The 23,778-nt window shown below is 68.1% G+C and carries 35 protein-coding genes; 13 read left to right on the plus strand and 22 right to left on the minus strand.

What is annotated here, in order from left to right; all coding sequences use genetic code 11:
* From LHU95_RS14810 to LHU95_RS14900, 20 genes are all read right to left on the minus strand, one after another.
* Positions 1–1,725 (minus strand): hypothetical protein, encoded by a 1,725-nt coding sequence (locus LHU95_RS14810; RefSeq protein WP_248707727.1) that lies wholly within the window; start codon positions 1,723–1,725, stop codon positions 1–3.
* Complete coding sequence (locus LHU95_RS14815; RefSeq protein ID WP_248707728.1) at positions 1,722–6,182, minus strand: phage tail length tape measure family protein; 4,461 nt, start codon at positions 6,180–6,182, stop codon at positions 1,722–1,724. Before LHU95_RS14815 ends, LHU95_RS14810 begins: the two co-directional genes overlap by 4 nt.
* Positions 6,182–6,823: a hypothetical protein gene (locus LHU95_RS14820; RefSeq protein WP_248707729.1), complete on the minus strand. Its 642-nt coding sequence runs from the start codon at positions 6,821–6,823 to the stop codon at positions 6,182–6,184. The genes LHU95_RS14815 and LHU95_RS14820 overlap by 1 nt, the downstream gene beginning before the upstream one ends.
* Positions 6,820–6,996, minus strand: a complete 177-nt coding sequence (locus LHU95_RS14825; protein ID WP_248707730.1) for a hypothetical protein — start codon at positions 6,994–6,996, stop codon at positions 6,820–6,822. Before LHU95_RS14825 ends, LHU95_RS14820 begins: the two co-directional genes overlap by 4 nt.
* A 179-nt stretch (positions 6,997–7,175) precedes the next feature.
* Positions 7,176–7,616, minus strand: coding sequence for a hypothetical protein (locus tag LHU95_RS14830; protein WP_248707731.1), 441 nt, complete (start codon positions 7,614–7,616; stop codon positions 7,176–7,178).
* A gap of 138 nt (positions 7,617–7,754) precedes the next feature.
* Positions 7,755–9,218 (minus strand): phage tail tube protein, encoded by a 1,464-nt coding sequence (locus tag LHU95_RS14835; protein ID WP_248707732.1) that lies wholly within the window; start codon positions 9,216–9,218, stop codon positions 7,755–7,757.
* 97 nt (positions 9,219–9,315) lie between these two features.
* On the minus strand, positions 9,316–9,531 hold the full coding sequence (locus tag LHU95_RS14840; protein WP_248707733.1) for a hypothetical protein: 216 nt from the start codon (positions 9,529–9,531) through the stop codon (positions 9,316–9,318).
* Positions 9,532–9,536: 5 nt separating this feature from the next.
* Complete coding sequence (locus tag LHU95_RS14845; protein ID WP_248707734.1) at positions 9,537–9,956, minus strand: phage tail terminator-like protein; 420 nt, start codon at positions 9,954–9,956, stop codon at positions 9,537–9,539.
* Complete coding sequence (locus tag LHU95_RS14850) at positions 9,953–10,285, minus strand: hypothetical protein (protein ID WP_248707735.1); 333 nt, start codon at positions 10,283–10,285, stop codon at positions 9,953–9,955. The genes LHU95_RS14845 and LHU95_RS14850 overlap by 4 nt, the downstream gene beginning before the upstream one ends.
* On the minus strand, positions 10,282–10,911 hold the full coding sequence (locus tag LHU95_RS14855; protein WP_248707736.1) for a hypothetical protein: 630 nt from the start codon (positions 10,909–10,911) through the stop codon (positions 10,282–10,284). The genes LHU95_RS14850 and LHU95_RS14855 overlap by 4 nt, the downstream gene beginning before the upstream one ends.
* Complete coding sequence (locus tag LHU95_RS14860) at positions 10,908–11,432, minus strand: hypothetical protein (RefSeq protein WP_248707737.1); 525 nt, start codon at positions 11,430–11,432, stop codon at positions 10,908–10,910. Before LHU95_RS14860 ends, LHU95_RS14855 begins: the two co-directional genes overlap by 4 nt.
* Positions 11,433–11,442: 10 nt before the next feature.
* Positions 11,443–12,594, minus strand: coding sequence for a hypothetical protein (locus LHU95_RS14865; protein WP_248707738.1), 1,152 nt, complete (start codon positions 12,592–12,594; stop codon positions 11,443–11,445).
* Entirely contained in the window at positions 12,594–12,845 is a 252-nt protein-coding gene (locus LHU95_RS14870) for a hypothetical protein (protein ID WP_248707739.1), read from the minus strand. The genes LHU95_RS14865 and LHU95_RS14870 overlap by 1 nt, the downstream gene beginning before the upstream one ends.
* On the minus strand, positions 12,835–14,172 hold the full coding sequence (locus tag LHU95_RS14875) for a hypothetical protein (RefSeq protein WP_248707740.1): 1,338 nt from the start codon (positions 14,170–14,172) through the stop codon (positions 12,835–12,837). The genes LHU95_RS14870 and LHU95_RS14875 overlap by 11 nt, the downstream gene beginning before the upstream one ends.
* 8 nt (positions 14,173–14,180) lie before the next feature.
* Entirely contained in the window at positions 14,181–15,236 is a 1,056-nt protein-coding gene (locus LHU95_RS14880) for a CHC2 zinc finger domain-containing protein (protein WP_248707741.1), read from the minus strand.
* On the minus strand, positions 15,233–15,409 hold the full coding sequence (locus tag LHU95_RS14885; protein ID WP_248707742.1) for a hypothetical protein: 177 nt from the start codon (positions 15,407–15,409) through the stop codon (positions 15,233–15,235). The genes LHU95_RS14880 and LHU95_RS14885 overlap by 4 nt, the downstream gene beginning before the upstream one ends.
* On the minus strand, positions 15,406–15,549 hold the full coding sequence (locus LHU95_RS14890; RefSeq protein ID WP_248707743.1) for a hypothetical protein: 144 nt from the start codon (positions 15,547–15,549) through the stop codon (positions 15,406–15,408). The genes LHU95_RS14885 and LHU95_RS14890 overlap by 4 nt, the downstream gene beginning before the upstream one ends.
* Entirely contained in the window at positions 15,546–15,716 is a 171-nt protein-coding gene (locus LHU95_RS14895; protein WP_248707744.1) for a hypothetical protein, read from the minus strand. Before LHU95_RS14895 ends, LHU95_RS14890 begins: the two co-directional genes overlap by 4 nt.
* A complete protein-coding gene (locus tag LHU95_RS23395; protein ID WP_283094263.1) occupies positions 15,713–15,841 on the minus strand; it encodes a hypothetical protein in 129 nt (42 codons plus the stop codon). Before LHU95_RS23395 ends, LHU95_RS14895 begins: the two co-directional genes overlap by 4 nt.
* A 107-nt stretch (positions 15,842–15,948) precedes the next feature.
* Complete coding sequence (locus tag LHU95_RS14900) at positions 15,949–16,329, minus strand: hypothetical protein (RefSeq protein ID WP_248707745.1); 381 nt, start codon at positions 16,327–16,329, stop codon at positions 15,949–15,951.
* Between the two features lie 273 nt (positions 16,330–16,602).
* On the opposite strand from LHU95_RS14900, the gene LHU95_RS14905 reads away from it, so the two are divergent.
* On the plus strand, positions 16,603–16,905 hold the full coding sequence (locus LHU95_RS14905) for a hypothetical protein (protein ID WP_248707746.1): 303 nt from the start codon (positions 16,603–16,605) through the stop codon (positions 16,903–16,905).
* Here the strand turns inward: LHU95_RS14905 and LHU95_RS14910 are convergent.
* Together LHU95_RS14910 and LHU95_RS14915 are read right to left on the minus strand one after the other, a co-directional pair.
* Positions 16,893–17,057, minus strand: coding sequence for a hypothetical protein (locus LHU95_RS14910; protein WP_248707747.1), 165 nt, complete (start codon positions 17,055–17,057; stop codon positions 16,893–16,895). The two genes, LHU95_RS14905 and LHU95_RS14910, sit on opposite strands and share 13 nt — an antisense overlap.
* A complete protein-coding gene (locus LHU95_RS14915) occupies positions 17,057–17,242 on the minus strand; it encodes a hypothetical protein (RefSeq protein WP_248707748.1) in 186 nt (61 codons plus the stop codon). The genes LHU95_RS14910 and LHU95_RS14915 overlap by 1 nt, the downstream gene beginning before the upstream one ends.
* Positions 17,243–17,386: 144 nt before the next feature.
* Here LHU95_RS14915 and LHU95_RS14920 point away from each other — a divergent pair, with 144 nt between their 5' ends.
* The 12 genes from LHU95_RS14920 to LHU95_RS14975 all read left to right on the plus strand — a co-directional run bounded on the left by LHU95_RS14920 (position 17,387) and on the right by LHU95_RS14975 (position 23,760).
* Positions 17,387–18,064, plus strand: coding sequence for a LexA family transcriptional regulator (locus tag LHU95_RS14920; RefSeq protein ID WP_248707749.1), 678 nt, complete (start codon positions 17,387–17,389; stop codon positions 18,062–18,064).
* On the plus strand, positions 18,061–18,261 hold the full coding sequence (locus LHU95_RS14925; RefSeq protein ID WP_248707750.1) for a hypothetical protein: 201 nt from the start codon (positions 18,061–18,063) through the stop codon (positions 18,259–18,261). The genes LHU95_RS14920 and LHU95_RS14925 overlap by 4 nt, the downstream gene beginning before the upstream one ends.
* Before the next feature lie 3 nt (positions 18,262–18,264).
* The gene (locus tag LHU95_RS14930; protein WP_248707751.1) at positions 18,265–18,699 is read left to right on the plus strand and encodes a hypothetical protein; all 435 of its coding nucleotides are present in this window, start codon (positions 18,265–18,267) and stop codon (positions 18,697–18,699) included.
* On the plus strand, positions 18,675–19,163 hold the full coding sequence (locus LHU95_RS14935; RefSeq protein ID WP_248707752.1) for a hypothetical protein: 489 nt from the start codon (positions 18,675–18,677) through the stop codon (positions 19,161–19,163). Before LHU95_RS14930 ends, LHU95_RS14935 begins: the two co-directional genes overlap by 25 nt.
* 809 nt (positions 19,164–19,972) lie before the next feature.
* Positions 19,973–20,158, plus strand: a complete 186-nt coding sequence (locus LHU95_RS14940) for a hypothetical protein (protein WP_248707753.1) — start codon at positions 19,973–19,975, stop codon at positions 20,156–20,158.
* Positions 20,158–20,601: a hypothetical protein gene (locus LHU95_RS14945; protein WP_248707754.1), complete on the plus strand. Its 444-nt coding sequence runs from the start codon at positions 20,158–20,160 to the stop codon at positions 20,599–20,601. The genes LHU95_RS14940 and LHU95_RS14945 overlap by 1 nt, the downstream gene beginning before the upstream one ends.
* Positions 20,598–20,768: a hypothetical protein gene (locus LHU95_RS14950; protein ID WP_248707755.1), complete on the plus strand. Its 171-nt coding sequence runs from the start codon at positions 20,598–20,600 to the stop codon at positions 20,766–20,768. Before LHU95_RS14945 ends, LHU95_RS14950 begins: the two co-directional genes overlap by 4 nt.
* Entirely contained in the window at positions 20,765–21,976 is a 1,212-nt protein-coding gene (locus LHU95_RS14955) for a hypothetical protein (RefSeq protein ID WP_248707756.1), read from the plus strand. Before LHU95_RS14950 ends, LHU95_RS14955 begins: the two co-directional genes overlap by 4 nt.
* A complete protein-coding gene (locus tag LHU95_RS14960) occupies positions 21,973–22,185 on the plus strand; it encodes a hypothetical protein (RefSeq protein WP_248707757.1) in 213 nt (70 codons plus the stop codon). The genes LHU95_RS14955 and LHU95_RS14960 overlap by 4 nt, the downstream gene beginning before the upstream one ends.
* Entirely contained in the window at positions 22,185–22,394 is a 210-nt protein-coding gene (locus LHU95_RS14965) for a TraR/DksA C4-type zinc finger protein (protein WP_248707758.1), read from the plus strand. Before LHU95_RS14960 ends, LHU95_RS14965 begins: the two co-directional genes overlap by 1 nt.
* Before the next feature lie 49 nt (positions 22,395–22,443).
* Positions 22,444–22,800: a hypothetical protein gene (locus tag LHU95_RS14970; RefSeq protein WP_248707759.1), complete on the plus strand. Its 357-nt coding sequence runs from the start codon at positions 22,444–22,446 to the stop codon at positions 22,798–22,800.
* A gap of 18 nt (positions 22,801–22,818) precedes the next feature.
* A complete protein-coding gene (locus LHU95_RS14975) occupies positions 22,819–23,760 on the plus strand; it encodes a DUF2303 family protein (RefSeq protein WP_248707760.1) in 942 nt (313 codons plus the stop codon).
* Positions 23,761–23,778 lie beyond the last annotated feature (18 nt).

Genomic DNA, 23,778 nt, shown 5'->3' on the forward strand with positions numbered 1-23,778 from the left:
TCAGACCAGCACGAGGAGAGACGCGGTGGATTGCCCGCCGCGCACGCTGTCACCCACCACCTGCCCGCGCGCGCCGGAACGCAGCCCATCGGCGGGCCATGTCAGCCGCACCACGTCGCCAATGTCGCGGAGCAGGACCGCGCCAGTCGGCATCGTCACCTGGTAGAGCTGACGCGGCACGCCCCAGAGCGCGCCGAGCACATGGGCCAAAGACGTGGCGTCCGCTGGGGCCAGCAGCGCCGTCTCAACCAGATCGGGCCGGGACGACTGCGCATAGCGGGTCAGGTTGTTCAGGTCGGCCCAGGTAGCCGTGCGCCAGGGTTTCGTCAGCCGCTCCCGCTCAGCCGCCGTGATGGTGCTGTTCGGCGCGGTGATGAGCGCCTGCGTCTTGCCATAGCCCACGCTCCATACCGCAGTCGGCGGCGTCAGCGGCGCGCCAAGCTGAACGGGCGTCACAGAGACTGCATTGCCCGGGTCAAAGCTGGCGACGGGCACGGCATCGCCCGAGATGGCGCGGAGAGGCCACAGCCGAAGCCCGCCAGAGCGAGAGGACACCAGCCGGGCATTCAGCGCCGCCAGGAGCGGCCTGATAGCCTCCCGCGCCGTCTCACGGCCCGTCCAGGCCCAGCCGCCGGGCCAGGGCGCCACCGCCGCCGTGGTGGTGATGGAGGATTCATCCAGAAAGCCCGCTGGGAGGCCCGTGGTCGTCATCACCAATTCGCGGATCACGGCGGCGGCGGTCACAAAGCCGGCCTGCCCTGCGCCATCCACCGTGATCTCGCCGGCCGGGTCGGAGCCCAGGCGAAGATGCCCGGTCGCGTCATAGACGAAGGTGCCAGCGCCAGGCGAGGCCGCGAAGACATCGGCCACAAGGCCAGCGTTCGTGTAGGTCTGCTTCCCAGCCTCATAGAGCGCCACCAGCGCGCCGCCGCTGTCGTTCCAGCGGTAGATGCGGCTGGCCGCATTGACCAGCACCACCGGGCAGTTGCGCACAGGGCTGGCCGCCGAGCCACCGCGCACCATGGGGAAAGGCGTGCCGGCGAGATCAGCCGGGCCTTCCGCGCCGCCCGTGCCGAGGAACTTCCGCGCCTGGATGGGCGCATCCAGCCAGGCCGATGGATCGCGAAGTGGGATCTCCGCGCCGTCCGTGATCGGCAGCCACGTCATCGCCATGCCGGCGAATGCCTCGACCAGAGCGGCGCTGGTCGGATCGAGGATGATGCCCCGGTCGCTATCAAAGGTCTGCATGCCGGCGCGGAGCCGCACGCGGCGCATCGCCGTGTCGCGGGAGGCGAGCGAGGTATTCGGCAGCACGCCCGGCCGCGCCAGCGTGAGCGAGCCCCAGGCGAAGGTATCGTTTGCGGATGGCGCCAGCGCGACGCGGCGCTCGATGTTCGGACCTCCCGACAGGATCGGCGGATAAGGCTGCGCGCCCCCAACATCGCTGTCTTTGGATCGCCATCCCAGATCGCTGACGCGGATGATGGTCCCGCCGCCCGCGCCTGCAAAAGCTGGCGGGATATCCCCCCACGAGCCGTCAGCCCAAGCAGGCCCGCCTTCCGGCAAAGTGCCGCCGTCCAGCGCCGCCTCGATCTCGGCGATCCAGACCAGCGCGCCGGAATAGCGCGGGTCAAAGGCGGCGGCCGGCAGAGATGGAATGCTGCTGGACGGCGGCACCGGGATGCTGGGCTCTGCCGCCCATGCGTCTTCTGCCCAGACCGTCATGCTGCCGGCCGCATCAGTAGCATCGTCATCGTGGCGCGCAGGGCAGCGACTTCGGCTTTGAGATCAGCGACGCTATCCACGACGCGATCCGTGTTCTGGCGGTCGTTCTCGCGCACCCAGGCTTGCGTGAGCGCCTCGCTGCCGAGCCCGCTGATGGCGCCGATGCGCTGCTCGATCAGGGAGATGGCATCCGCAAAGCCCTGGCCGCCGCCATAGACCTCGCGCGCCGCCAGCCGATACGTCTCGGCCGCCGATTGCAGGCCGGCGATGGAGTTGGCGTCGCCCGCGCTGGCCGCACCGAAGATGGCATCGAACTGCCGCTGCGAGCCCGACAGGCGATCAATCGCCGTGCCCGCGCCGGCCTGGGTGGAGGAGAGCGCGCCGACATAGTCCCGCAGGCTGATGATGGTCGAGAGCGCGCCGCCGGCGGCAGCTTGCAGCGCCTGGGGCGTGAGGCCCACGACGCCGGTTGCAATCGCCGCCTTGCGCGTCTGTTCAGCCTCGGCCGCCTGGATCGCCGTCAGACTGGCCACCGCCGCCGCGACGCCATCAGAGTTGATGCCGAGCTGCGTCAGCTCATCGCTGAGTGCCCGGATTTCCTCCCGCGCGCGGCGCGCCGCATCGAAGGCGTCGGCATCACCTGACACCAGCCCAGCCCGCATGGCGCGGCTCAGAAGGCTGTCGTTCGCAGCACCGAAGCCCAGCGCGCGGGCTTGGCTGGCGGCTTCCAGATCGGCCGCGCGCTGCGCCTCGGCCGCCTGCCGCGCCGCGAGCCGGCCATACGCCTCGGCCTGGAGTGCTCCCGTGAACTGATACACATCGGCGCCGACTTCACCCGCCGTGAGGCCCAGCGCCTGCAACTGCGTGCGCATCTCCTCGATGGCCTGCGTGGTCTGGGCGGCCTCGATCCGCGCGTTGATACTGTCGGCCAGGCCCTGGCCATCGCCCGCCAGCGCGCCGGAATTCACGAGCCGCAGCGCGATGCCATCGCGGATATTGGCCACCTGCGCGTCACGCTGCGCCGTGGCCTTGGCGATGGCTTCCTCGCGCCGCGCGGTCAACTGATCTTCCGCCAGCGAAAGCGTCCGGGCGCGGTCAATGGCATCGTTGTAGGGCTTGGCCAGCGCGTCGAGCTGCGTCTGGAATTCGTTCGTCGCCTCGGCCGTCTTGGCCAGCGCCTTATAGGTGCCCTCATAGAATTCGAGGTTGCTTTTCAGCGCGTCCAGGCTGCCGGAATTGTTGACCAGCTTATTGTAATCGCCGACGGCGACGCTGCGGAACGCCTCCAGCACGAACTGCGCGGCCTGATCGGCTAGGGCCTTGCTGCCCTCCTCATCATTGCCGAACTGCGCCTTGCGGCCGGCCACATCGAGGTAAAGCGTGCGCTCCGTCACACCCACGGCCGCATTGCCATTGATGCGCGCGCCGCCCAGCGCATCGCCCAGCTGCGTGGCGAGGTTGACGATGGACTGCGCGGCCGATGCGCTCTGATCGCGGTTGGCCTGGCTGTAGCGATCCCCGCTCAAGCCCGCATAGGTTTGCGCGCCGGAGTTGAAATCCACGCGGGTTTCCTGGCCGCGCGAGCTGGGCTTCTGGCCAGGGAGGAGAGCGCCTGCGATGGACAGCACCGCAGCTGCAATCCAGCCATAGACCGGCACGGAAAGCCCCGCGATGATGGCCGCGCTCAGGCCCGCCGTCAGCGCACCGCCCGCAACCTGCGCGCCACCACCCAGGCCGCCCTTCTGGATTCCGCTGTAGATGCCGTAAGCGCCGCCCGCGATGCCCGCAGCGCCGCCGATGGCACCGGCCGCCGAGAGCGAGGCAGAGCCATCCACAATCGGAACGCCGCCCGCGCCCACATAGCCCGTCGCAGTCAGGGTAGGCGACGTAAGCTGCGTGTTCAGCAGCCCATCCACGCTACCCCATCCGGTATTGGCCAGGCCGTTGCCGGTGAAGGCGTTGCCCAGGTTGCCATAGCTGCCCGCCTGCCGCAGCCCAGCGAGTTGCCCGGCCTGCTGCGTTGCGCCCGTGAGGCTGCCGCCATTGCTCACCACCGCCTGCGCGTTGCCACCCGGGCCAAGGATGGAGCCAATGCCGCCGGCGCCGTAGATCGTCGGTGAATTCGTGCCGCCCAGCGCGTTCTTCAGCGGGTTGATGACCGCCAGGCGCAGCATCGCCTGCGCGACTTCGCTGAAGACCGCCTTCGCAATATTACCGAATTTCAGGCTCTGGAGCGTGCCGTTGGCGAAGGCGGTCGTGATCGCGCTGCCGATCCGATCGAAGGCCTGCTCGCCGACGCGCTGAATCTCGGTGAAGGCCGATTGCTGCCGCTGGAGCGCCTGCGTCGCTTCGGCGATGCGGGCGGCATTGAGCAAGCGTGGGTCTTCCGCGCCGGGCGCAGCCTCGCCCGTGCCCATGATGCGCTGGCGCTCTCGCAGAACCGCAAGCTCGCGCTCCCGCACCACGACGCCGGCGCCGACCAGTTCCGTCTCGCGCTGGATGAAGGCAAGCTGATCTTCCTGGCTCGACACCGTCGTCGCGCGGTTGAGGGCTTCTTGGGCATCGCGCGTGCGCAGCAGCAGCCCGACGCGATTGTCGAGCGCCTGCTCGAAGCGAGGATCGCTCGCCTGATATTTGAGCAGGGTTTCGTTGTAGGCTTGGATCGCGATGCGCGCTTCGTTGGCGGCCCGCGTGCCCAGCGCCTGGGCCTCGGCCTGCGCCTCGATGCCCGTGATGTTGCGCTGGATGATGCGGTTGTCGTTGGCGAATTCCTGCGCCAGACGCTGCCGCACCAGCCGCATGGCCTCGCCCGCCGCCGCGGCCCCGCCGCTGGCATTCTCGACGGCGATCAGCGCCTGGGCCATCTCCCGATCGGCGCCGTCGGCGTGCTGGGCGAGCGTGATCTGTTCGCGCAGCCCCTTCAGGTAATCCGCGACCGGGCCCTGCATCCCGCGATAGGCCTCGTTCAGCTCCTGGAGCCTGGAGCGCAGCAAGCGCGCGTCATCGCCCGTGGCGCCTGGGAGGGCATCGCGCGTCGCGCCGGCAAGCTCCCGGTTGTCCCGCTGCTGGAGGAAGCGCGGGTTGGCTTCACGGGCCAGTTGAAGCTGCCGTTGCAGCGCCGTCTGGCCGGAGTTGCTGGAGGTGGCTGCCGGGCCTGCGGGGTCGCCGAAGAAGAAGCGCGCGACGTTGCTGTCGCGGAGCGCCGCGGCGAGGTCGTTGATCCCGCCGACGAGCGCGGCGATCGCGCGCACCGCCAGCGAGAGGCCCGTGACGAGGAACGTGCCGACGCCGACGACGACGGGCTGGATGCCCTGCCAGAGCCGGGTAAAGGCGTTCGACAGTTCCTCGGTCGCGCGCTGGAGCGGCGTCTTGGCGATCTCGCCGATTGCTCGGTTATAGGCGTCCAGCGTGAGGCGCGCGGCATCGGCGACGCGGCCCTGGTTCTCCAGGCTGCGGATCGTGCGGACGAGCCCCTCGTCCATTGTGCGCAGGCCGCTGGTCGCCAGTGCCTCGGCCGCCTGGCGCGGGCGGTCGAGGGCCTCGGCCATTTTCGTTGCCGCCGTTGCGACATCAGTGCCCATCGCAACCGCGAGTCGCTTGGCTTGCGAAATCAAACGCTCCTGCTCATCCCCGCCACCCGTGAAGTTGCGCGATGATGCGATGATGCGCCCGGCCGTACGGGCATCATTGGTGCTGATCGGCCCGCTCGCCGCCGCGCGCCTGGCCGCGTTCTCTGTGGTCTGGGCAAGCGCCTCATAGTCGTCGCGCGTGATGCGCAGCCGGTTCGAAAGCTCGGCCAGCGCGCGACCCTGCGATTCCGCAATTATGGTGACAGCCGCGATGGAGGCGCCAGCCGCCACGGTCGCGCCGATGGTGCTGAAGGCCGCCGCGCGAAGCAAGCCGAAGGCCCGGCCGATGCCACCCACGGCATCGGTGATCTGCGGTCCCTGCTGCACCAGCACCATCAGCGGGTTCATCCCGCCGAGCAGCGTCACGCCCACGTCGGCGATCTGAGGCGAGAGCTGCTGAAGCTCGCGCGCCGTGAGGCGGGCGGATGAGCCGACGCCGCTGATGGCAGCGCCCGCGCCCGCGTTCGCCTTCTCCAGGGCGGCCAGGTCTTCGCGTGCCTTCTGGACGCGCAGGCCCATGGCAGCCAGGGCGCGCTCTGCCGCCGCCTGGCGTTCGCCGCCAGCCGCCAGATCGACGTTGAGGGCCTTCTGCGCCGCCGCCTGCTGTTGCTGCGCCCGGGTGACGCGCTGCGACGCTGCCGTCATGGGGTCGGCCGAGCGAAGCCAGGATTCGGCCGATCGGGTGGAGCGCGTGACCTTCTCGTCCGTCTCGACCACCGCCACGCCAAGCTTTTTCATCGAGGCCGCGGCAGCATCCGCGCCGGCGCTCATCTGGTCGTCAAAGACGCCACGGTAGGCGGCGCGCGTGACCTGTTCGATCGTCGCCATCAGATCCTCGCCGAGATCACGAGGGCCGGGCTCTGGACGGTCTTCCCGTCGCCGGTGCGATACTTGCCGGGGAAGTTCACGTCATACCGGCGATAGGCGTCCACCGCGTTGCCGAAGCGGCCTCGCAGGGCCTTAGCCGCGTCGCCGTAGAGGTCGGGCGGAACCTTGAATCGCAGCCGGCGACCGCCGACCTTCTGGACATCCACGAGGCGGTTGTAGGGCTCGACGTTGCCGATCGTGATCTCTGCGACATCCGGTGTCACCGCCTCCGGGTTGAAGTTGGCGGCCCGCACGAACTTGCCCGCGCCGCCCTTCGTCATGGCGATGCCCAGGAAGAAGCCCTTCTTGAAGTCGCCCGACAGCACGGGCGATCGAGCCTGGAGGAACGCCAGCGCGAAGGCGGCCACGTCGCCCAGGTAGTAGAATTCGTCCACGATCAGGCCGGTGGGCTTCACGCTGGAGGCCGGTGCGTTCTTCACGCCGTCCACGATGCGAGTGAAGCGGGGCGCGGCCCGGCGTGATGCGATCAGATCCCGCGTGCCGCGCTCCGCCACATCGGCGAGCGCCGCCGACATCGCCGCCGGCGAGAGCGAGCGGCTCAGGAAGACATCTACGCTGCGCTGGAATGCCGTCCCGCTCATTGAGGCTTCGCCGCCCTGCGGAGGCGCTCCTGTTCGTTGTGGATATCCATGAACTGGTCGTCCATGGCGCAGATGCATGCGTCGAGGAACATCGTCTCTGCCTCGCTGTAGCGATGCGCCGAGGCCCAGCGCATCACGGTTGTCCAGGGCAGGTGCATGGGCGATGCGCCCATGCCGCCGATCCATGGCCGGTCGCCCCGATGCAGGCGCCACCAGCAGCGCCAGACCCAGAGCAGAGCGGGATCAGGAATCACCTGGTCCCGCATTTTGTCGGCGGCGAGTGCGGCTGCGATTTCGTCGCCAGTCTCTTCCGCGATCTCCTGGAGGTTGACTGCGTCGGTGCGCGCCTGGCTCAGTTGCCAGCCAAGGGCGGCGCAGAGTTTCCCTTGGCCTCATCGAGCACCCCCGCGCGCTGCTGGCCGACCTGCGCGGCCGCCTTGAAGCATGCGAGGAACAGCTCGGGGTAATCGGGGTCGCGGAGAAGGTCGAAGAACTGGTCAGCGGTGACGGGCACCCCGGCGTCGTCGGTCAGGTTCCGCACGGGGGGCTCGAGCAGCACATGCTCGATGAGGCACTCGATATTGATCTCGCGCCGCTCGGCGGTCAGGAGCTTGCGCTCGTCGCCGCCATACTTCTGTGCCGCGCGCCGCTGCCGCGCGGCCTGGGCATCGTAGTAGGCGTCCGTGAAGCCGCGGGTGTTGATTTCCAGGTCGTCGTATTCGTCGCCGACGCGAATCCACTCGCCGTTGCGGATGAGCGTGCTGTTCTGTCGAAAGCTGCTGAATTTCGCCATAGTCGATCCTTCTCGGGGTTGCGTCGCCATCACGGCGATGCGTTGCGGGGTGCGGGAAATGGGGGTGGACGCCCCCCGCAGAACGTCCACCCCCTCACCAGCGCGCGGTGCCTCCGAGGCGCACGCGCACCCGGAGCCTTATTCAAAGTATTCCAGGCGATCCAGCGTGATCATCACGCCCGTCAGCGTGTCGCGGCTGGCCTTCATCATCGCCTTCAGCATCACGTCGCTGTTGCGCGAGCCGGCGTTCGGATTGCCGCTCATCGGCGTCACCCGGGGCAGGCCCCAGACGAGAGCCTGGCTGTTCTTGAACACGCGCCAGGACAGGTTGGTCGGCGTGCCGCCCATGACCTTCGTGAAGATGACGTTGTCGCCGAAATAGACCTCCAGGTCGGCCGTCACGTCGAGCGATCCCGAGCCCAGGTCAACCGCGGCGATGGCGTCCACCGCTTCAATCATCCGCATGTTGTTGCGGATATTGAGGGTAATGGAGCTGGCCCAATTCGACGTGGTGATCTGCACGCCGTTTTCGGCGAGGCGTCCGACGTTCGCGCTGCCGGCCAGGACCTGGAAGATGGCCGGGTCCGGAGCCGCGTCGTATGTCGAGCCGTTGGCGACCGTGCCCTGGCCGCCACCCATGCCCATGAAGGACAAGCTGCCGCCGATCTTCTTCTTCTTCTCGAAGGGCAGCGAGAGGCTATCCACGGTCATCCCGCGCTGGATGATATGCGTGGGTGCGGCTTGGCCAAGGAAGCTGCGCTCCAGCGATATGCCGATCTCGGTCGTGCCGTTGCGCAGCCGATCGCCGAAGAAGATGCGGATGGTCTTGCCAGCACCTGCGTCCACCGCGGCGCTGGGCATGTTGTCCAAGGTCAGAGCGGTGGCGCTGATCGCGGTGATGCGGGCCCAATCATTGCGCGCGGCGGTGGCGAACTGGAATGCTGCGCCCGTGCCGCCGACCTTGATCCACTGGCCGACCGCCAGGCCGAGCGTCGTGAAGTTGAGCGTGGTGCTGGCAAGCCCGGTTGCCGTCGCGGTGATGTCGCCGCTGACGCCCTGGCAGCCCACCACCTTAGCGCGCGACGCGGCGGGCGGCACGGCCTCCGCGACGAAGCCCGAGGCTGTGCTGACGAAGCTGGTCGCGCCGCCGGTGGTGACGGGGAACAAGCCGTTGTTCGCAGCCTGCGCGTTGCCGGTGAGGCGCACCAGGTGGCCGACGACGAAGGCAGCGCCCGTGGTGCAGGTCAGGGTGTTGGCGGTGGTGCCGATATCGGTGATCACCGAATCCGCGGTGCCATCGTTGTCCCGTTCGGGGGTCTGCACGAAGCTGCTCTGGAACGCGCTCTCCAAGACGGTCGAAAGCAGCGTGCTCGGCATGGGATAGATCAGCTCGAAGTTGATCCCGCCGTCGTTCTTCTCGCCCACCTTGAAGGGATCGACCGTCTGGCGGTCGTCGCGGATTTCCTCGCTCTCCTCCATCTGCGGCTGATAGGCGAGGCTTTCGCCCTGCATCCGAAAGCCGCGCATGCGAGGGGATGCAGGCGTGGTGCCCAGCGTCGTTTCGCGAACGCCGCTCAACCTTACGCGATTTGTGTCGGTCACTGGGTGGGCTCCTTCAAAGGGAATGCGGCGTCATCACGACGCTGCGGTCAGGCCTTGCCGAAGGGCCGGATTAGGCGCCGCCTGGTGGCGGGAAGGGTCAGTCGCCGTCGCGCGGGGCGTCGGGCGTGCGGAGCGGCTTCGTGGCTCGGGTGGGAAGCTCGGCCACCGCCTCGGCCGGTGCCGGGGGCGCCTCCAGATGGCCGATGCGCTGCCAATCGGCGACTGTCATGGGGCCGTCCAGCTGCTCGGGCTCGATCTCGGCGCCGGCCGGGAAATGGCTGGTCGGTGTGGTGATGTCCTTCAGGACGCGCATGGGGATTATCCTTTGATCCAGTTGATGCGGACGGGCAGCGCCCACCATGCGCCCCGATCCTCTGCCGCGACGCCCAGGCCGATGCTGATGTCGCGGAACTCGATATCGGCCAGCTGGAGGCCGCGGTAGATTTCGGCCAGCGCGGAGGCATAGGTGCGGGCCAGAACGCTGCCGATGCCCTCTGGCACTATGACGGTCAGGAGAAGGTCGCCCTCCTCCTCCCAGCGATTGGCGAGGCGGTTGCCCGCGCCGATGGATGCCTGGTCGAAAAGGTCGCCGATGATCTGCACATGAACGAAGGGCAGATCGTTGCCGCTGGCGTCGGCCGGCGTGGTGAAGGCCTCGTTGTCCCACGAGAGGGGCGTGGTCGTCCACATGGTTGTGAGGTGGTCGCGGATTTTGGTGAAGGCGTCGAGTGTGCTCATTTCGCGCCGCCTCGCAGCCAGAGCCGGTAGCCAACGACCGTGCTGCCCACGACCAGGGGGTGCGAGCCCATCACGCGCCAGGCGGTGCCGTCCACCTGAAGCAGGTCGTTTGCCGCGGGCGCGGTCAGGGTGCCGACATCGGCGCCGATGGTGGCGCGGCTGTCGCCCTGCTGGATGAGCCCGATGATCTCCGACGGGTTGAAGGCCACGACGAAGCCGGTCACGGCCGTCTCGGTGAACGTCGAAAGCGCGGTTCCCGTGCGGCGACGCAGTGCCATGGGCCGCCCGTTGCGGGCCAGCATGCGGGGCACGGCGTCGGGCAAGCTCATATCGTCACCTGGACATAGGGCTGGAGCATGCCGGCGACCTGCGGCGGAAGGCCGAGCGCCTCGGCGCGCGGGTCGAGGTAGGACACGAGGCCCACGTCCTGCGCGCTCTCGCTGCGCACCATGGCATCCCGGCCGCGCCCCAGATGCGCGGAGGCGACGGCGAGGATGCAAGCCCGCTGGATATCGGCAGGCAGGTCCACGCCAGAGCCGACATCAGGCAGGATGTATCCGCTGATATAGACGACGGTGATCTTGCGCTCGGACCAGTAGGTCCTCTGGTCGCTGACGAGGCGATGGATCAGGGCCGCGCGCTGGTCCACCTCAAAGTCCGTGCCAGAAACCAGGGTTGTGCCATCGGCGACGATGCTGGTGATGGAGGCGATGGGGCGGCGTGAGAGGATGAGGTTGCGCAGCGGAGCCTCGGGCCGGAAGAGTTCTTGGATCGTCTCCCGGACGAAGACCCGCTGGCAGTAGCTTTCGATTGCGGTGCTCGCCTGGGCGATGCGCACGGCAAGCTCGGCGTCATAGGTGGTGACCGTGAGGCCAAGCTCCATCTTCACCGCCGCGAGAGTGCAGAGATCGCGCTCCGTGGCTGGCACGGTGACGGTGAGGATGGAACCGCTCACGCCAGGATTTCCGCCACGCGCGTCGGCGCCAGGATGCCCAGCGTCACGGCATAGCCGAGGAGCTGCGCGGCTTCGGGGCTGTCGAGGTTCACCGTGCCCTGAAAGCCCGCCCCGCGCTCGGCATCGTCCAGGATGGGATTGTCCCGCATCGCGATGCGCTCGGCCCGCGCGAAGCGGTCGAAGAACGCCTTGGCCGAGATCACGCGCGGGCCGAGCGCCGCGATGCGCCCCACCAGGGCATCCGCCACCCAGGCCGGCGCCTCATGCACACCAGCCGGGCGCGTGATCGCCTCTGTCGCGCGGATCAGCGCCACCCAGGCGGGCTGGCCGGTCACATCCACCGTGGCGCGGACGTGCATGCCGGCGACGCTGGGATGGCGCGGCGGCGGCTCGGCCGAGGCATCGGGCATCCAGCCGAGGGCGATGCCTTCATCAGGTGTCGGCCACCAGCCCAGCGCCAGCAGGGCCGTGCGCATGGCCAGCGGCGTGCCCGTCCAGGCCGTGTCGAAATATTCGGTCATGCGATGATCCTCATGCGCGCAGGCCCGGCAGAGCCGCGTCGGGTAAGGCATAGGGGAGGTATCGGAGGGCGCGGCAATAGCCGTACGGGGAGTTGCCGCCCGCAGCCGTGTTGGCAATGCGCAGCGTCGTCATACCGGACGTAGGGGCGCCAGAGACAGACACTACAGCGCCCCCACTTACAGTGTTTGCGATGCGCCCCGCCCCGTCAGACGCGATAGCTGCGTAGAACGATGCACCCGGGGTCATTGAAAATGTCGCGGCATCCACGCCATTCGCGTTAGCGACCACCAGACTTGATCCGGCGCTGTTACGCATAGACCACCGAAACGTGTCAGACGCATCGTCCGTCTGAAGCAGCCACTGCCCCAGCCCAGCCGGCGCGGGCTGCGGCAGCATGAACTCGCCCCAGATCGTGCAGGCGCCGGATGCCGGGATGCCCAGCGCGGCGAGCGAAAAGGTCAGGTTGTCCGTCAGCCGCGTGCCGGCCATGCCCGTGGTGACGATGGGAGAGCTGCAAAACGCGGCATCCTCGAATTGCGGCTGGCAGGAATAGAAGAACGAACCGCTGGCGATGTCAGCCCTCAGCACCATCGGGTAATCCGCAGTCGTAGATGGGACATAGACCCGCGAAATTCGCTGCCACTGATCCCGGATGGAAAGGTTCGCATCCACAAGAGTGGCACTGGATGTGGGGAGGTCCTGCGATAGCGTCAGCGCCGGAGCCCCGCCGTAGTTTTGGCTCGAAGGCAGATATATCCAGCAATGCATCGCGCATTTCTGCCCCGCCACGACCGAGAAACCGGCCAGCGCGCCTACATTGTTGGAGGCCGCGGCCGTATCCCGCGTGTGCTTCCTGATCAGTGTCCCAGCCCCGAAAGAGGGGATATCCGTGCTGGCCACATTCGCGTTGGGGGCAGGGCCTGGATTTGCAATGCCCGCCGCCGAATCAAGCACGCGGTTTGTCCGCTGGCCTTCCAGCATCAGCCCCAGCGTCGGGTCAAAGCGCGGGACGTTGCTCCCATAGGCGAGCAGCGATCCGCCCACCACCTGCCAAGCCGCCGAGCCGCGCGTGAAGTTGGCGGCCGAATGCAGCCCCCGCACATCCATCAGCGAGATGGGGCCGGCATTCCCGCGCCAGAAGCTGATGCCGGTCCCGATCATCAGGCGAGGCCGACGATACCCGTGGCCGTGCTGGCCAACGCCACGCGCCGCGCCCGAATGGGCAGGATCGCCCCCGCCAGCACGTTGAACGTCACAGCCGCGCCACCCGAAGCCGGCGTGGCAATGACGGTCCCGGCACCGCCGATAAACAGCGCCTTCGGGATCGTGGCCAGATCGGTATCAGCCGGCGTGATGGCAAAGAAATTGCGGGCCGAAGCCGTCAAGCCGTCCTGCTGGAAGTTATCGCTCATCCACCTCGCGATCCGCCTCGCTGGGCATGGCCCAGGCCAACTCCTCCAGCTCATCCGGGATCATCGGGAAGGGGTCGTCATGCAGCACGATCCAGCGGGCGGCGAGGATGGCGCCGATCTGATCCGCCACACGCTGCGACCCGCCATCTCGGGCGATGATCTGCTCGCGCGCCGCGGCGAAGGCATCAGGGAAGCGCGGCAGCGCCTCCAGCACGCGGCCCAGCAGCGCCGGCCCCATGGACTTGATCTCGGCCATCTGCGCCTCGCTGGGTGCCGTGGCCCCCTTGGGCAGGGCCAACAGGCCGAAGTTCGTGATGCGGCTGGCATCGGCCGGCAGCAGGCTGGGCGAGAGCGTGCCGCCCATGATGAAGCTGGCCACCGCGTGGAAGCTCTGCGCCACGCCGCCAGCGCCGCCGCGCACGGTGGTGGCGCCCTTGCCGCCACTCATCAGCCGGATGAAAGCGATGACGCGCTGAAGTTTCTCGGCTGCCACCTGGTCATCAGGATCCGCTTCATCCAGCAGCACGCCGCAGGCCGAGCCGGTGATGGTCTGGCGGATGCCGGCCTCGGTGTAATTATCCATCAGGCTGGACAGCGGGCTCGCCGCCTGCAGCAGCTCGAACAGGGTGGATTTGCCGGAGCCCGGCTCCCCCACGATGAAGGCATGCGGGCGCCAGGCGATGGCCGCGCCCATCATGCTGGCGGCCCAGAGCCCGAACATGACCTCGGCCCCCATGGATTCGCGCCAGTTCCACCGCCGGAGCAGGGTTTCCAGCTTGCGCACCTGCTCGGGCGAGGCGGGCCGCGCCGGCTTGGCGGCGGCCGGCAGAGCGGGCCAGAGCGCATCATCCTCCCGGAAGCCCGGGCGACGCCACACATCCGGCTCCTCCGGCTTGGCGCGGCCCCAGCGGATGGTATTGCCCAGATGCAGCACCACGCGGGCGCCGACGCGCCAGACGCCGATGCCGCGCCGCTGCATATCGGGCGCGAAGAGGCCCAGCCGCCCCGATTCCTCGATGATCCAGATATTCACCTTGCGCGTGGCGAATTGCCCGGGGACGGGGTTGCCCTCCTTGTCCTTGGCCGGGAATTTTTCCGCCAACCAGGCGCACCCGGCACCACCGAAGAGGGCCGCGATCTGCGCCGCCTCCCCGATCTTCTGGGCATTCAGGACGCGGATCTGCCCGAGGTAGTCGAAGAAGTAGAAGCCATCATCCCGCTGGCCGAGGAAGCCGACCGGGCAGCCATCCTCCTCCCGTTCGGGCGGCGGCTCATCCGGCGGGGGCGGGGGTGGGGGGCCATCGAATCCACCGGATGGGAACTTCACCACGGCACTCATGCCCACTCCCCGATTTTCTGTTCGATCATATCCGCCAGCACATCGGCGTAATCGCCCCAGGGCTCGCGCGGCAGGCGGATATCGGCTTGCACACCTTGCGGCTTGAGCGCGGCCTGGAGGGCGCGCGCGGCGCGCAGGCCCGTGCCTTCCGGCTTGCCCTTGGGATCGTCCCGATCCGCGAAGATCGTCGCATGCTGCACATCGAAGGGCGGCGCCTGGCGCTGCAACTCGCCGGCCGAAATGCAGGCCCAGCAGGGAATGCCCGTCAGCTTCCACGCCGCCAGCGCCGTCTCGATCCCTTCCGCGAAGCCCAGATGCGGCACGGGCGGCGAGAGGCGGATGGCCGAGCCGTCAATCGGGCCGAGCGCCAGCTTTGCATTGATCGGCCGGCCCTCGGCATCGAGGCCGGAGAGCTTCGTGCCCTCGACCGTCAGATAGGTGCGGTGCACGGCGCGCGGCGCGCCGTCCGGCCCCTGCACCAGCGCCAGCAGCACGGGATGGTCGCAGCCCGTGGCCGGGTGGCGCAGGTGGGCGGAGCGCAGCACCTGGTGCGCTTCCTGCGGCAGGGGCCAGAGGTGCCGGCGCGTGAGATAGGCGCGGGCGATGCCGTTCAGCGGCCCGGCGGCCTGCCAGATGCGCAGGGCCGCGCCGATATGCCAGGCGCGGCGCTCGGCGGCCTCGATCTCGCGCGGGGTGGGCGTGCGGGGCGCGGTTGGCTCCTCCGGCGCTGGCGCAGGGCGGGGGGCGTGGCGCGGGCGGTCCGGCAGGCTGACGCCAGCCTCGGCCGCCACGCGCTCGATCGCCTGCGGGAAGCTCAGGCCCTCGGTGCGCATCACCCAGCCGAAGGCATCGCCATGGGCACCGCAGCCGAAGCAATGGAAGGTGCCGCGGCTGTCATCCACCGTGAAGCTCGGGCTGCGCTCATTGTGGAAGGGGCAGAGGCCCGCCTGCAGCTTGCCCGCGCGCTTGAGGGGCACGCGCCGCGACACCCAGGCCGAGATCGGCATGGCGTGGCGGAGCTGCTCCAGCAGGGCTTCGGGCAGGCGGCTCACGGGCGCACCCGGGGAATGCGTTTGGCGGCATGGAGCTTGCGCGCCAACTCCTCCACCTGCGCCAGCGGCAGGCCGGTAAAGGCCGAGGCGTAGCCGATGGAATGCTGGCCCAGCAGCATGTCCTGCGCCAATTCGCGCGGGGCACGCTCGGCCTGGGGCGCGGCGGCGCTCACAGCTCATTCCGCCAGCGCCGCGCCTCGGCCTGGCGCTCACGCTCGATCAGATGATTGACCCATTGCGTCAGGCCGACGCCCAGCGCCACCGCGAGGATCAGCACCACCACGCAGGCGGCCAGCAGCAGGGTCAGGGTCATTCCCGGCACTCCAGCACGCGGAGCGATTGCCCCTCGCGCAGCCCGGCGCGGAGCCACGCTTCGGCGGCGGCGCAGGAGCGGGCCTCGATGCGCCCCTCCTCGCAGCCGTCGAGGCCGTAGGCGGTGCCGCAGATGATGAAGGACAGGAGCGCGGCGTGGAGCGTCACGGCTGTTCATCCCAGAACGGCAGCGGGTGCGGCAGCTTGGCCGGCGGCGCGGCGCGGCGGATCCACACGGCGAGGCCGATGCAGAGTGCCAGGATGGCCAGGATCGTGGCGCCAAGCAGGGTCACACCAGCGCCCCCACCAGCACCGTGAGCAGCAGCGCGCCGAGGCAGGCGATCACGCACCAGGGCAGGCATGTGGCGAGGATGCGGGGCATCATTCGGCCCGCCCGCCCCTACGCCGCATCCAGGCCGCTGAGCGCTTCGCCGCAGCCTCCCCGGCCGAGGTCCACCATTGGGCCCGCGCGAAGCACGCCGAGCTGATGTAACTCCAGATCCACCCCAGCATGCAGCGCCTCAATCAGGTTCAGGTTGTGCTGGGCGCGCGAGATGCGGGCGCGCAGCAGGGCCGCGCGCGCTTGCTGCGCGGCCAGGTATTCACAGGCGTCAATGCGGCCGGCATTGCCCTCGGCCAGGGAGCGGGCACGCCGCTCACTGACACCCACCGCCCGGGCGAATTCATGCAGCCCGTGGGCGCGGCCGTGCTCGGCGATGAAATCCAGGACAGCGGCCTGGGTGGATTGCGCCACGTTCGTGGCAAACTCTGACAACCTCATGTCTTGGCTCCATGCGAAACAGGGGCATGGCAAGGACGTGGTTCAGCAGATTCAGAGTGACGGGCGCGGCGGGCGGCAACCTGCCGCGCCCCCTTCATGACAGCCGCATGGCGCGCGGCGATGACGGCCGCGACGATGCGGCCGATGGGCTCAGCGATGGGGACAGGCCGGCCTTCACGCATGGCGGGCGCGCCCGGCCGGAAGATGCGCTTGCACGCATCCCCCGGCCTTCGCCACCATGGGGGCGCTTCCACCCACACCATGGAGAACAGAATGGATTTCGGAGCGACCGCGATGCAGATTCTGAAGTGGCCGTGGCGATGGATATCTGCCGTTGCTGCACTGCCTCGGATGCGGCAGGAGATCGACGAATTGAAGCGCGCGGGCGGCGATCCGATGCGGTGCACAGCCTGCGGCCAGCGCCTGAAGGTAACCGCGATCCGGGACATGGAGGGTGTTTATGGTGGCGTGATGGGGGAATACGTTACGCTGCGCTGCGACACGCCGGGCTGCGCATTCACGCCACGGGAGCGGGATATTCGGTTCCAGGAGTTCCGGGCCGATCATCGCGGCTGATCCAGTTTCATCAACCGGGCCTCGATCGCCTCGGCCTGCTCGCGCGTCATGGGGCGCGACAGGCTCATTTGCATGGCCATCGCGCGGGCCAGCATCAGCCGCATCCGCCGCGTCTCTTCGATAAGTTCACGCAGGAGGGCTCGCTCATCCATCACGCGGCCTCGCTCGGCTGGGTGGCGCGCTGGAGGCTGCGCTTGGGTGGCAATGGCTGGGTGATTTCGCCGCGCAGCACCGCCTCGGCACGCTCGATGGATTGGAGGGTAACCAACCCGCGCCGCAGCCTGGAGAGCCATTTATGATCGCGGCCCACCAGCAGCGAGAAGGATCGAGCGCTCATCTTGGTCCGCACCAAGTAGGCGTCGATCTGGGCAAGGAGGGTGTCTCGGGTGCTCATATGGTAGAAAATGGGATATTTTCATCCCGGACGCAAGGACAAACATACCCCGCGCATTTAGGGGCCGCAGGGGGTAAATTTATCCCCATGGCACTCACGCCCATACAGGCCGCGATCCGCTCATTCCTTGACCGCACGGGGGAGTCGGAGCGAAGCCTCTCCCTCCGCGCAGGTCTGCATGAGAAATTCGTTAATCAAATCATGCGCGGAAAGATGCAAAGCAACCGCGGCGTCACGCTCACCAAGCTGGCCGACGCCATGGGGTTGGACGTCAACGACCTACTGAAGCCGGAGGCGGCTTTGACGGGCCGCCCGTCTGACGGCAGGGAGAAGCCGGGCCTCATCATCCGCGAGTATGACGTCGGCGCCAGCGCTGGGTATGGCGCCGAGCCGCCTGTGCTGAACGGCGAGGGCGAGACGCCCATCCTCGCCGAATGGAGCATGCCCGAAGATCTGGTACGGGCGCACACCACGCCGGGCCGCCGCCTTGCCCTAATCCGCGTGGAGGGCAACAGCATGGAGCCCGACTATCACCCAGGCGAGCGGGTGCTGGTGGACCTCTCCCGCCGCAAGCCCAGCCCGCCAGGCGAATTCGTCATCTGGGATGGGATGGGCCTAGTGCTCAAGCGCGTGGAGCTGGTGCCCGGCTTGGTGCCGCGACGCATCCGGCTGATCAGCATCAACCCGGGATACACGCCCTACGAGGTTGACCTGGATGAGCACACGATCATCGCGCGCGTCATCGGAAAATGGCAGTGGCGATGAAGCTCCGCTTCGCCCTACTGCAAGACGGCCAGGTGCAATCCCCAGGCTTCCGCACTCTCGGCTTTAAGGGCCGCGCGGAGATGCTGGCTCTGTGGGACAAGCTGGACGCCGATAAGCAGACACTGCTGCTGGAGCTGGCGCGGCAGATGGTGGCGGCGGATCGTAGGACCGAGGCGCCAGGGCCGCGAGAGGCATAGACCGTGACACCTGAGGCTTGCGGGCCCGACGATTGGGAGAGCCAGTCAAGAACCGAGCTTCGTGCCGCCAAGGTTCTGGCGCAGCAGCAGATGTGGCAACAGGCGTATCAACATGCGGGCTTGGCGCTTGAGCTGGGGTTGAAGGCTGCGATCATGCGGCGGCGCGGAATGAACCGCTGGCCCTCCAACAAGGAAGCCCCTGAACTTTACACGCATCAGCTTGATGTACTCGCGCAGGCTGCCGACCTTCAGGAGAAGCTCCTCAATGAAGTGCTGGCCCAGACCAAGCTCGGCAAGGCATGGCTGGTGGCCAAGGATTTCTCTGTCATGCACCGCTACCCCAATGGTAAGGGTTTCCCGTCCAAATCGGGCCAGGATATGCTGGCCGCCACTGACCAAGGAGGGCTGCTGACATGGCTGCTGTCCCAAAAGCGCTAGAGCCTGACCGCGAAGCCGCCGGCCGCATGATCCTGCAAATGCTGGATGATGTCGGCCTGGAAGTGTACGCTGCGGCGTGGGTGTTCTCTCGTGATACGCAACGCTGGCGCTATGTGGTCTCAACCCCGCTTCTGCGGCTCAAGGGGCCTGGCTGGATCTACGAGCGGCTGCTGAAGGTGTTCGTGGCCAAGGGGTTGCCGGCAGGCGTCACCCCTCTGGACGTATTCATTATTGATCCGGAAATGGAAATGGGCGTTCTGGGCGCAAGCCTCATGGGCATCGAGAACAACGCGCCCGGATTGGATATGCCGCTTATGGCCATCACTGACGCGGACTTCGGGCCGTTTGCAGTCCCCTATGGGTTCATTGCGATCTATCGCCGCATCATGCAGGAGAAGCGCCGCGCGCCCGATGTTATGCGCTTCGCCGACCGCGCTCGGAAGCTTTCGGCCCAACACGCCTAAAGCTCCTATTGGACCGGCACCAGCTCGGCCGTTTCAGCCCACCTGCACTCCCGGCTGCCTGCCCTACCGCCAGCCGCAAGCCGCCTGAAGCGGCCCGATCACCTCGCGCAGGCCGCGCGTCTCGAATCGCAGGGATTTGCGGCTACCGAGGCTGCCTCGCAGCATTAGGCGGGGGCGGTGATCGGCGCTGGGCCTCGGCAAGGGCATCGCTTAAGCCCGCCAGCGGAATGTCACGGTCGATCTGGCCGCCACGAACCGTCGTAACTTGAATGGCGAGGGTCGTCCCTGCTCTCATCTGGGTGGTGAGCTGCTGGCTATTCACAACGGTACACGAGCCAGCGGGGCCGCGACAAAGCCCCTCAATAACGGCGTTCTGCCCAACGCGAAGACGATACGTAACGGGCGGCGGCGACACGGTGATTGTCCAGCTACGTCCAGCATCCGTCGTCCAGAGACTGCCCTCCGCAACACCAAGCGTCTGTGATGAAATTCGACGCCTCACTTCGCACCGGTTTTGATCTGAAAACCGGTCCGCTTGGCAGGATGCCTGCCAAGTCGGCTCCGGAATTGTCGCTGGCACATAGGTACGGAGCGGCTGCGGTGGGCCGCATGCTGCAACCCCCAAGAGCAGTGTCACAATCCCGATCCAGCGCACCACCAGCCTCCCACATCCAACCCGGAACATGATGCGACCTCACGTATGGATTTGGGAAGGGGTGCATGAATAGGATAAAAATGTCCTTGCCAACAGGATTTAACTGGGACATTTTACTTCCATCGCCGCCATCCCGGCGCGATGGAGGCACCCCATGCAAGAATACCGCGTCACCCTGCGCCATGGGCGAGACGGCACCCACGTCCAGCGCCTGAGCGCACCCAACCGCGCCGAGGCGATCCGCCTGGCCCGCCTCGAAGCCGTCGAGATGAGCGGCGGCGGACCCGGCTGGCAGGTCGAAAGCTGCGAGGCACAGCCCGCCCTGCGGAGAGCCGCGTGATGGCCGACATCTCCCCCTTCGCGGACAGCACATGCCCCTCCGCCCTGCTCGCGCTCTCCGCTATTGATGAGATGGTCCGCGGCGTTCTCCGCCAGCCGGGCCTGACCAGCGACATGCTGATCCTCCTTGCCGATTGGCTGGAGGAGGCGGCCGTCGCCTCGCCTCTGCTGAGTGAGCATCGCCGCCTGCGCAGCACGGCGGCCGGCCTGCGGGACCTCTCGCCCAGCTATGCCGCCACACCCTTCCTCGGCGGCCAGCCCATTGCCCTGGCCCGCGCCCTCTTGCGCGCCTGCCCCGTGCCGGCCTGCGCACTGCGCATGTGGCGCGCCGCAATGCCCACCGCGCGGGAGCGCTGGGGCTGGGCGCCCCTGCTGGACGCTTTGATCACGGCGGCCGAGGCGAACGAGCGCGCGGAACAGCTCTGCCCGGGCCAGCGCGCATGAAGCCCTGGCGCCCGCGCGTGACCATCCATCTCGGCGCAGACGCCACAGCCAGTTCCGCCAGGTCGTCGCCCAGACAGCTGATGCGCGCCCTCTCGCTGGCCGCGCAGACGGCTCTGTTCCTGGCCACGCTGGCCACCCCCTTCATCCTGCTGGAGATGATCCCGTGACGCAGCACCCCATCCACACCCTTCCGCCCGCCGAGCTGCGCGGCTACGCGCGCGGCCTGCGTGAAGGCGCCGCGCGCCTGGTCCACGCGACCCCCTTCAACATTCAGAGCACGCGGGCCGATCTGCTGCGCGAGGCCGATCTGACCGAGGGCTTCGCCGCGCGGCTGGAGGGGCTGGAGGTCACGCAGGACGACGCCGAGGAGGAGGCGGAGGAAGGCAACCTCATCGTCTTCTGGCTCGCGCAGGACCCCGACGCCGGGCACTTCGAGACCGCCGAGGATGCCGCCTACAGCGTGCCCGTCCTGGAGCCGTTCGAGATCGCCAGCAACGCCTGGCCCACCACCCGCTGGGCGATCCGCGAATTCATCAGCGAGGACGGCGACACGCAGATCAGCTGGGCCGACACGCGCGAGGAGATGATGGCTTACGCCGCCGATCTCCACGACATCGAGGCTGAGCCGCCCTCGAACAACGAGCCCGCGCCCGCGACACCCACGGCTACCGAGACTGCGCAGGAAGGGCTCGCCGAGGCCGTCGCGGAATCGCTGGCCGCGCAAGAGCCTCAGCCCATCACAGCCACCCCTGTCCAGCGCAGCGACAGCCCCTGGACGGAGGAGCGCCTCACCCTACTTGCCCGCATCTACCCAACGATCATGTCGCTGGAGGCGATGCGCGAAGCCTTGATGGCGCTGCCCGGCCTTGAAATCGCCACCGCCGATGCGGTCAAGATGAAAGCTCAGCGGTTGAATCTGCATCGGCGCGGCGCGCCCATTCCAGATGAATTTGCTGAGGCCGCCCCGGTACGCACCCGCAGTATCGGTGGGCTGGCAAGCAACGGCGGCAAGCCCGGCACATGGACGCGGGAGCGCGTGGCACTGCTGCGGCGTGACTACCCCAGCAAGCGCCCACTGGATGATATCCTGGCCGATGTGAACGCGCTGCCCGGACCGGCGGTGCCGACGATCGGGGCCGTGGCCGCCCATGCCAAGAAGCTCGACCTGAGCCGCCGCCAACCGCCGGAGGTGGGGCCCGCCATTCCCGGCACACCCACGCCCATGAGCACAGAAGACAAGGCCGAGGCGCTGGAGCGGCTGCGCACCGGCACATCCCGCGGCGCGCGCGATATCGTGGACTATTTCGGCTGCACGGCGGAGGAGGCGCAGGAGCTTGTGGACCGCCACCGCGCGAAGATGGGCAAGGCGGCATGAGCGAGCCCCTGGAACTCCGCGCCATCCGCTCCACCCTGGAGCTGGAGCGCGCCATCGCCGCCCGGAACACCGCCCGATTGGCCGAGGCGGAGGAATTGATCCGCCTGGCCTTGGTCGCCTTCGCCGATAGCGAGCGCCACCCCGGGCTCATCCATCGCCTTGGTGCGTTCGGCCAGCATGCAGCGCCCACCACCACCGGAGAGGCTTGATGCCCGACGACATGGACCGCGCCACCGCGCTCACCGAGGCCCACCACCAGGAGAGCCTCGCCGCCGTCACCCGCCGCCTGCGGCAGCCGGGCACGCCCGACTGCGAGATCTGCGGCGAGCCCATCCCCGCCCGCCGCCGCCAGGAAATGCCGAGCGCGCGCCGCTGCCGCCCCTGCCAGGAAGCCATGGAGACGCGCCGCGCCCGATAGCGGCGCTCGGCACGCCACCCACCAACACCCACCCCGGAGAACCCAACCAATGCCTGACGATCCCACCGCCGCGCGCAACTTCGCGCAGCTCATTTCCTCGATGGAGGATGGCCGGCTGCACGGCGACATCAGCGACGCCCAGCGCGACCTGATCGGCGAGCTGAACAACGTGGCCAGCATGAACCGCAAGGCCAAGGGCAGCATCACCATCACCCTCGAATACGCGATCGAGGATGGCGTGGTTGAGGTGCGCGGCGACTTCAAGACGAAGGCGCCGAAGCTCCCGCGGGGCAAGTCCATCTTCTTCACCACCCCCGACAACAACCTGACGCGAAGCGACCCGAAGCAGCCCAGCCTCGAATTCCGCGATGTCAGCATCCCCCGCGCAGCCACCGGCCTTGCGTAACCTCAAGGAGTGACCAGAATGCCCGCACCTGTTGAAACCGAGACCGGCGCCGTGCCCGCCGTGATTGACCTGATGAAGCAACTCGGCGGCAGCCAGCAGCTTGCCATTGCGCATGACGGCACCGCCGTGCCGCTCATCTTGGCCCCGAAGGGGCTGGAGCTGCACGACCCGATGAAGTTCATCCGCGCCGAGCAGGATGAGAAGCGCGACGCGCCGAAGCACCGCAAAGGCACCGCCACGATGACGGACCTGCCGAGCTTCATCCACCACACGAAGCGCTTCGCCGATGCGGACAGCGCCATCTTCGCGAAGCGCGATGAGACGGCGCCGAGCCTGACCTCCGTGCTGGATTACCACCGCCAGACGGCCGAGGGCGCGCCGCGCTTCGGCCGCCATCGCACGCACTATGCCTTTCCACTGAGCGAGACCTGGAAGGCCTGGAAGCTGGTGGACGGCAAGGCGCTGACCCAGGCCGAATTCGCCACCTTCCTGGAGGAGCACATCATGGACATCATGGCCCCGCCCAGCGATGGCCGGAGCGACGCCGGCGCCCTGGCGCTGGACCTGGTGGGGATGATCGGCGGCACAATCGCGGGCCCGACGACGATGCTGGAAACCGCGCGCGGCCTGCGCATCTTCGAGACCAGCGACGTGACCAACGCCCAGAACCTGGCCACGGGCGAGACGGAGATGATCTTCCGCACCGAGCACCAGGATGGCAAGGGCCAGAAGGTGAAGGTGCCCACGCTCTTCGTGGTGCAGACGCCCGTCTTTGATGGTGGCGCGGCCTACAAGCTGCCCATCCGCGTCCGGTACCGGAAGAATGAGGCCCGCATCATCTGGACGCTGGCCCGCTATCGCCCGGACCTGATCTTCACCGACGCGTTCGACCACGCGATGGATCAGGTGCGCAAGGAAACCAGCCTGCCCGTTCTGATGGGCGCCCCCGAGGCAACCTGACGCCACTCGCGGGCCGCC

The organism is Sediminicoccus sp. KRV36, assembly GCF_023243115.1.
Lineage (GTDB): Bacteria > Pseudomonadota > Alphaproteobacteria > Acetobacterales > Acetobacteraceae > Roseococcus.

Bases quoted from the DNA above. Each gene is read 5' to 3' on its own strand.
- LHU95_RS14810 (WP_248707727.1), bottom strand. From the start codon at position 1,725: ATGACGGTCTGGGCAGAAGACGCATGGGCGGCAGAGCCCAGCATCCCG.
- LHU95_RS14815 (WP_248707728.1), bottom strand. From the start codon at position 6,182: ATGGCGACGATCGAACAGGTCACGCGCGCCGCCTACCGTGGCGTCTTT.
- LHU95_RS14820 (WP_248707729.1), bottom strand. From the start codon at position 6,823: ATGAGCGGGACGGCATTCCAGCGCAGCGTAGATGTCTTCCTGAGCCGC.
- LHU95_RS14825 (WP_248707730.1), bottom strand. From the start codon at position 6,996: ATGGGCGCATCGCCCATGCACCTGCCCTGGACAACCGTGATGCGCTGG.
- LHU95_RS14830 (WP_248707731.1), bottom strand. From the start codon at position 7,616: ATGGCGAAATTCAGCAGCTTTCGACAGAACAGCACGCTCATCCGCAAC.
- LHU95_RS14840 (WP_248707733.1), bottom strand. From the start codon at position 9,531: ATGCGCGTCCTGAAGGACATCACCACACCGACCAGCCATTTCCCGGCC.
- LHU95_RS14845 (WP_248707734.1), bottom strand. From the start codon at position 9,956: ATGAGCACACTCGACGCCTTCACCAAAATCCGCGACCACCTCACAACC.
- LHU95_RS14850 (WP_248707735.1), bottom strand. From the start codon at position 10,285: ATGAGCTTGCCCGACGCCGTGCCCCGCATGCTGGCCCGCAACGGGCGG.
- LHU95_RS14860 (WP_248707737.1), bottom strand. From the start codon at position 11,432: ATGACCGAATATTTCGACACGGCCTGGACGGGCACGCCGCTGGCCATG.
- LHU95_RS14865 (WP_248707738.1), bottom strand. From the start codon at position 12,594: ATGATCGGGACCGGCATCAGCTTCTGGCGCGGGAATGCCGGCCCCATC.
- LHU95_RS14870 (WP_248707739.1), bottom strand. From the start codon at position 12,845: ATGAGCGATAACTTCCAGCAGGACGGCTTGACGGCTTCGGCCCGCAAT.
- LHU95_RS14890 (WP_248707743.1), bottom strand. From the start codon at position 15,549: ATGACCCTGACCCTGCTGCTGGCCGCCTGCGTGGTGGTGCTGATCCTC.
- LHU95_RS14900 (WP_248707745.1), bottom strand. From the start codon at position 16,329: ATGAGGTTGTCAGAGTTTGCCACGAACGTGGCGCAATCCACCCAGGCC.
- LHU95_RS14905 (WP_248707746.1), top strand. From the start codon at position 16,603: ATGGATTTCGGAGCGACCGCGATGCAGATTCTGAAGTGGCCGTGGCGA.
- LHU95_RS14910 (WP_248707747.1), bottom strand. From the start codon at position 17,057: ATGGATGAGCGAGCCCTCCTGCGTGAACTTATCGAAGAGACGCGGCGG.
- LHU95_RS14915 (WP_248707748.1), bottom strand. From the start codon at position 17,242: ATGAGCGCTCGATCCTTCTCGCTGCTGGTGGGCCGCGATCATAAATGG.
- LHU95_RS14920 (WP_248707749.1), top strand. From the start codon at position 17,387: ATGGCACTCACGCCCATACAGGCCGCGATCCGCTCATTCCTTGACCGC.
- LHU95_RS14925 (WP_248707750.1), top strand. From the start codon at position 18,061: ATGAAGCTCCGCTTCGCCCTACTGCAAGACGGCCAGGTGCAATCCCCA.
- LHU95_RS14935 (WP_248707752.1), top strand. From the start codon at position 18,675: ATGGCTGCTGTCCCAAAAGCGCTAGAGCCTGACCGCGAAGCCGCCGGC.
- LHU95_RS14940 (WP_248707753.1), top strand. From the start codon at position 19,973: ATGCAAGAATACCGCGTCACCCTGCGCCATGGGCGAGACGGCACCCAC.
- LHU95_RS14945 (WP_248707754.1), top strand. From the start codon at position 20,158: ATGGCCGACATCTCCCCCTTCGCGGACAGCACATGCCCCTCCGCCCTG.
- LHU95_RS14950 (WP_248707755.1), top strand. From the start codon at position 20,598: ATGAAGCCCTGGCGCCCGCGCGTGACCATCCATCTCGGCGCAGACGCC.
- LHU95_RS14960 (WP_248707757.1), top strand. From the start codon at position 21,973: ATGAGCGAGCCCCTGGAACTCCGCGCCATCCGCTCCACCCTGGAGCTG.
- LHU95_RS14965 (WP_248707758.1), top strand. From the start codon at position 22,185: ATGCCCGACGACATGGACCGCGCCACCGCGCTCACCGAGGCCCACCAC.
- LHU95_RS14970 (WP_248707759.1), top strand. From the start codon at position 22,444: ATGCCTGACGATCCCACCGCCGCGCGCAACTTCGCGCAGCTCATTTCC.
- LHU95_RS14975 (WP_248707760.1), top strand. From the start codon at position 22,819: ATGCCCGCACCTGTTGAAACCGAGACCGGCGCCGTGCCCGCCGTGATT.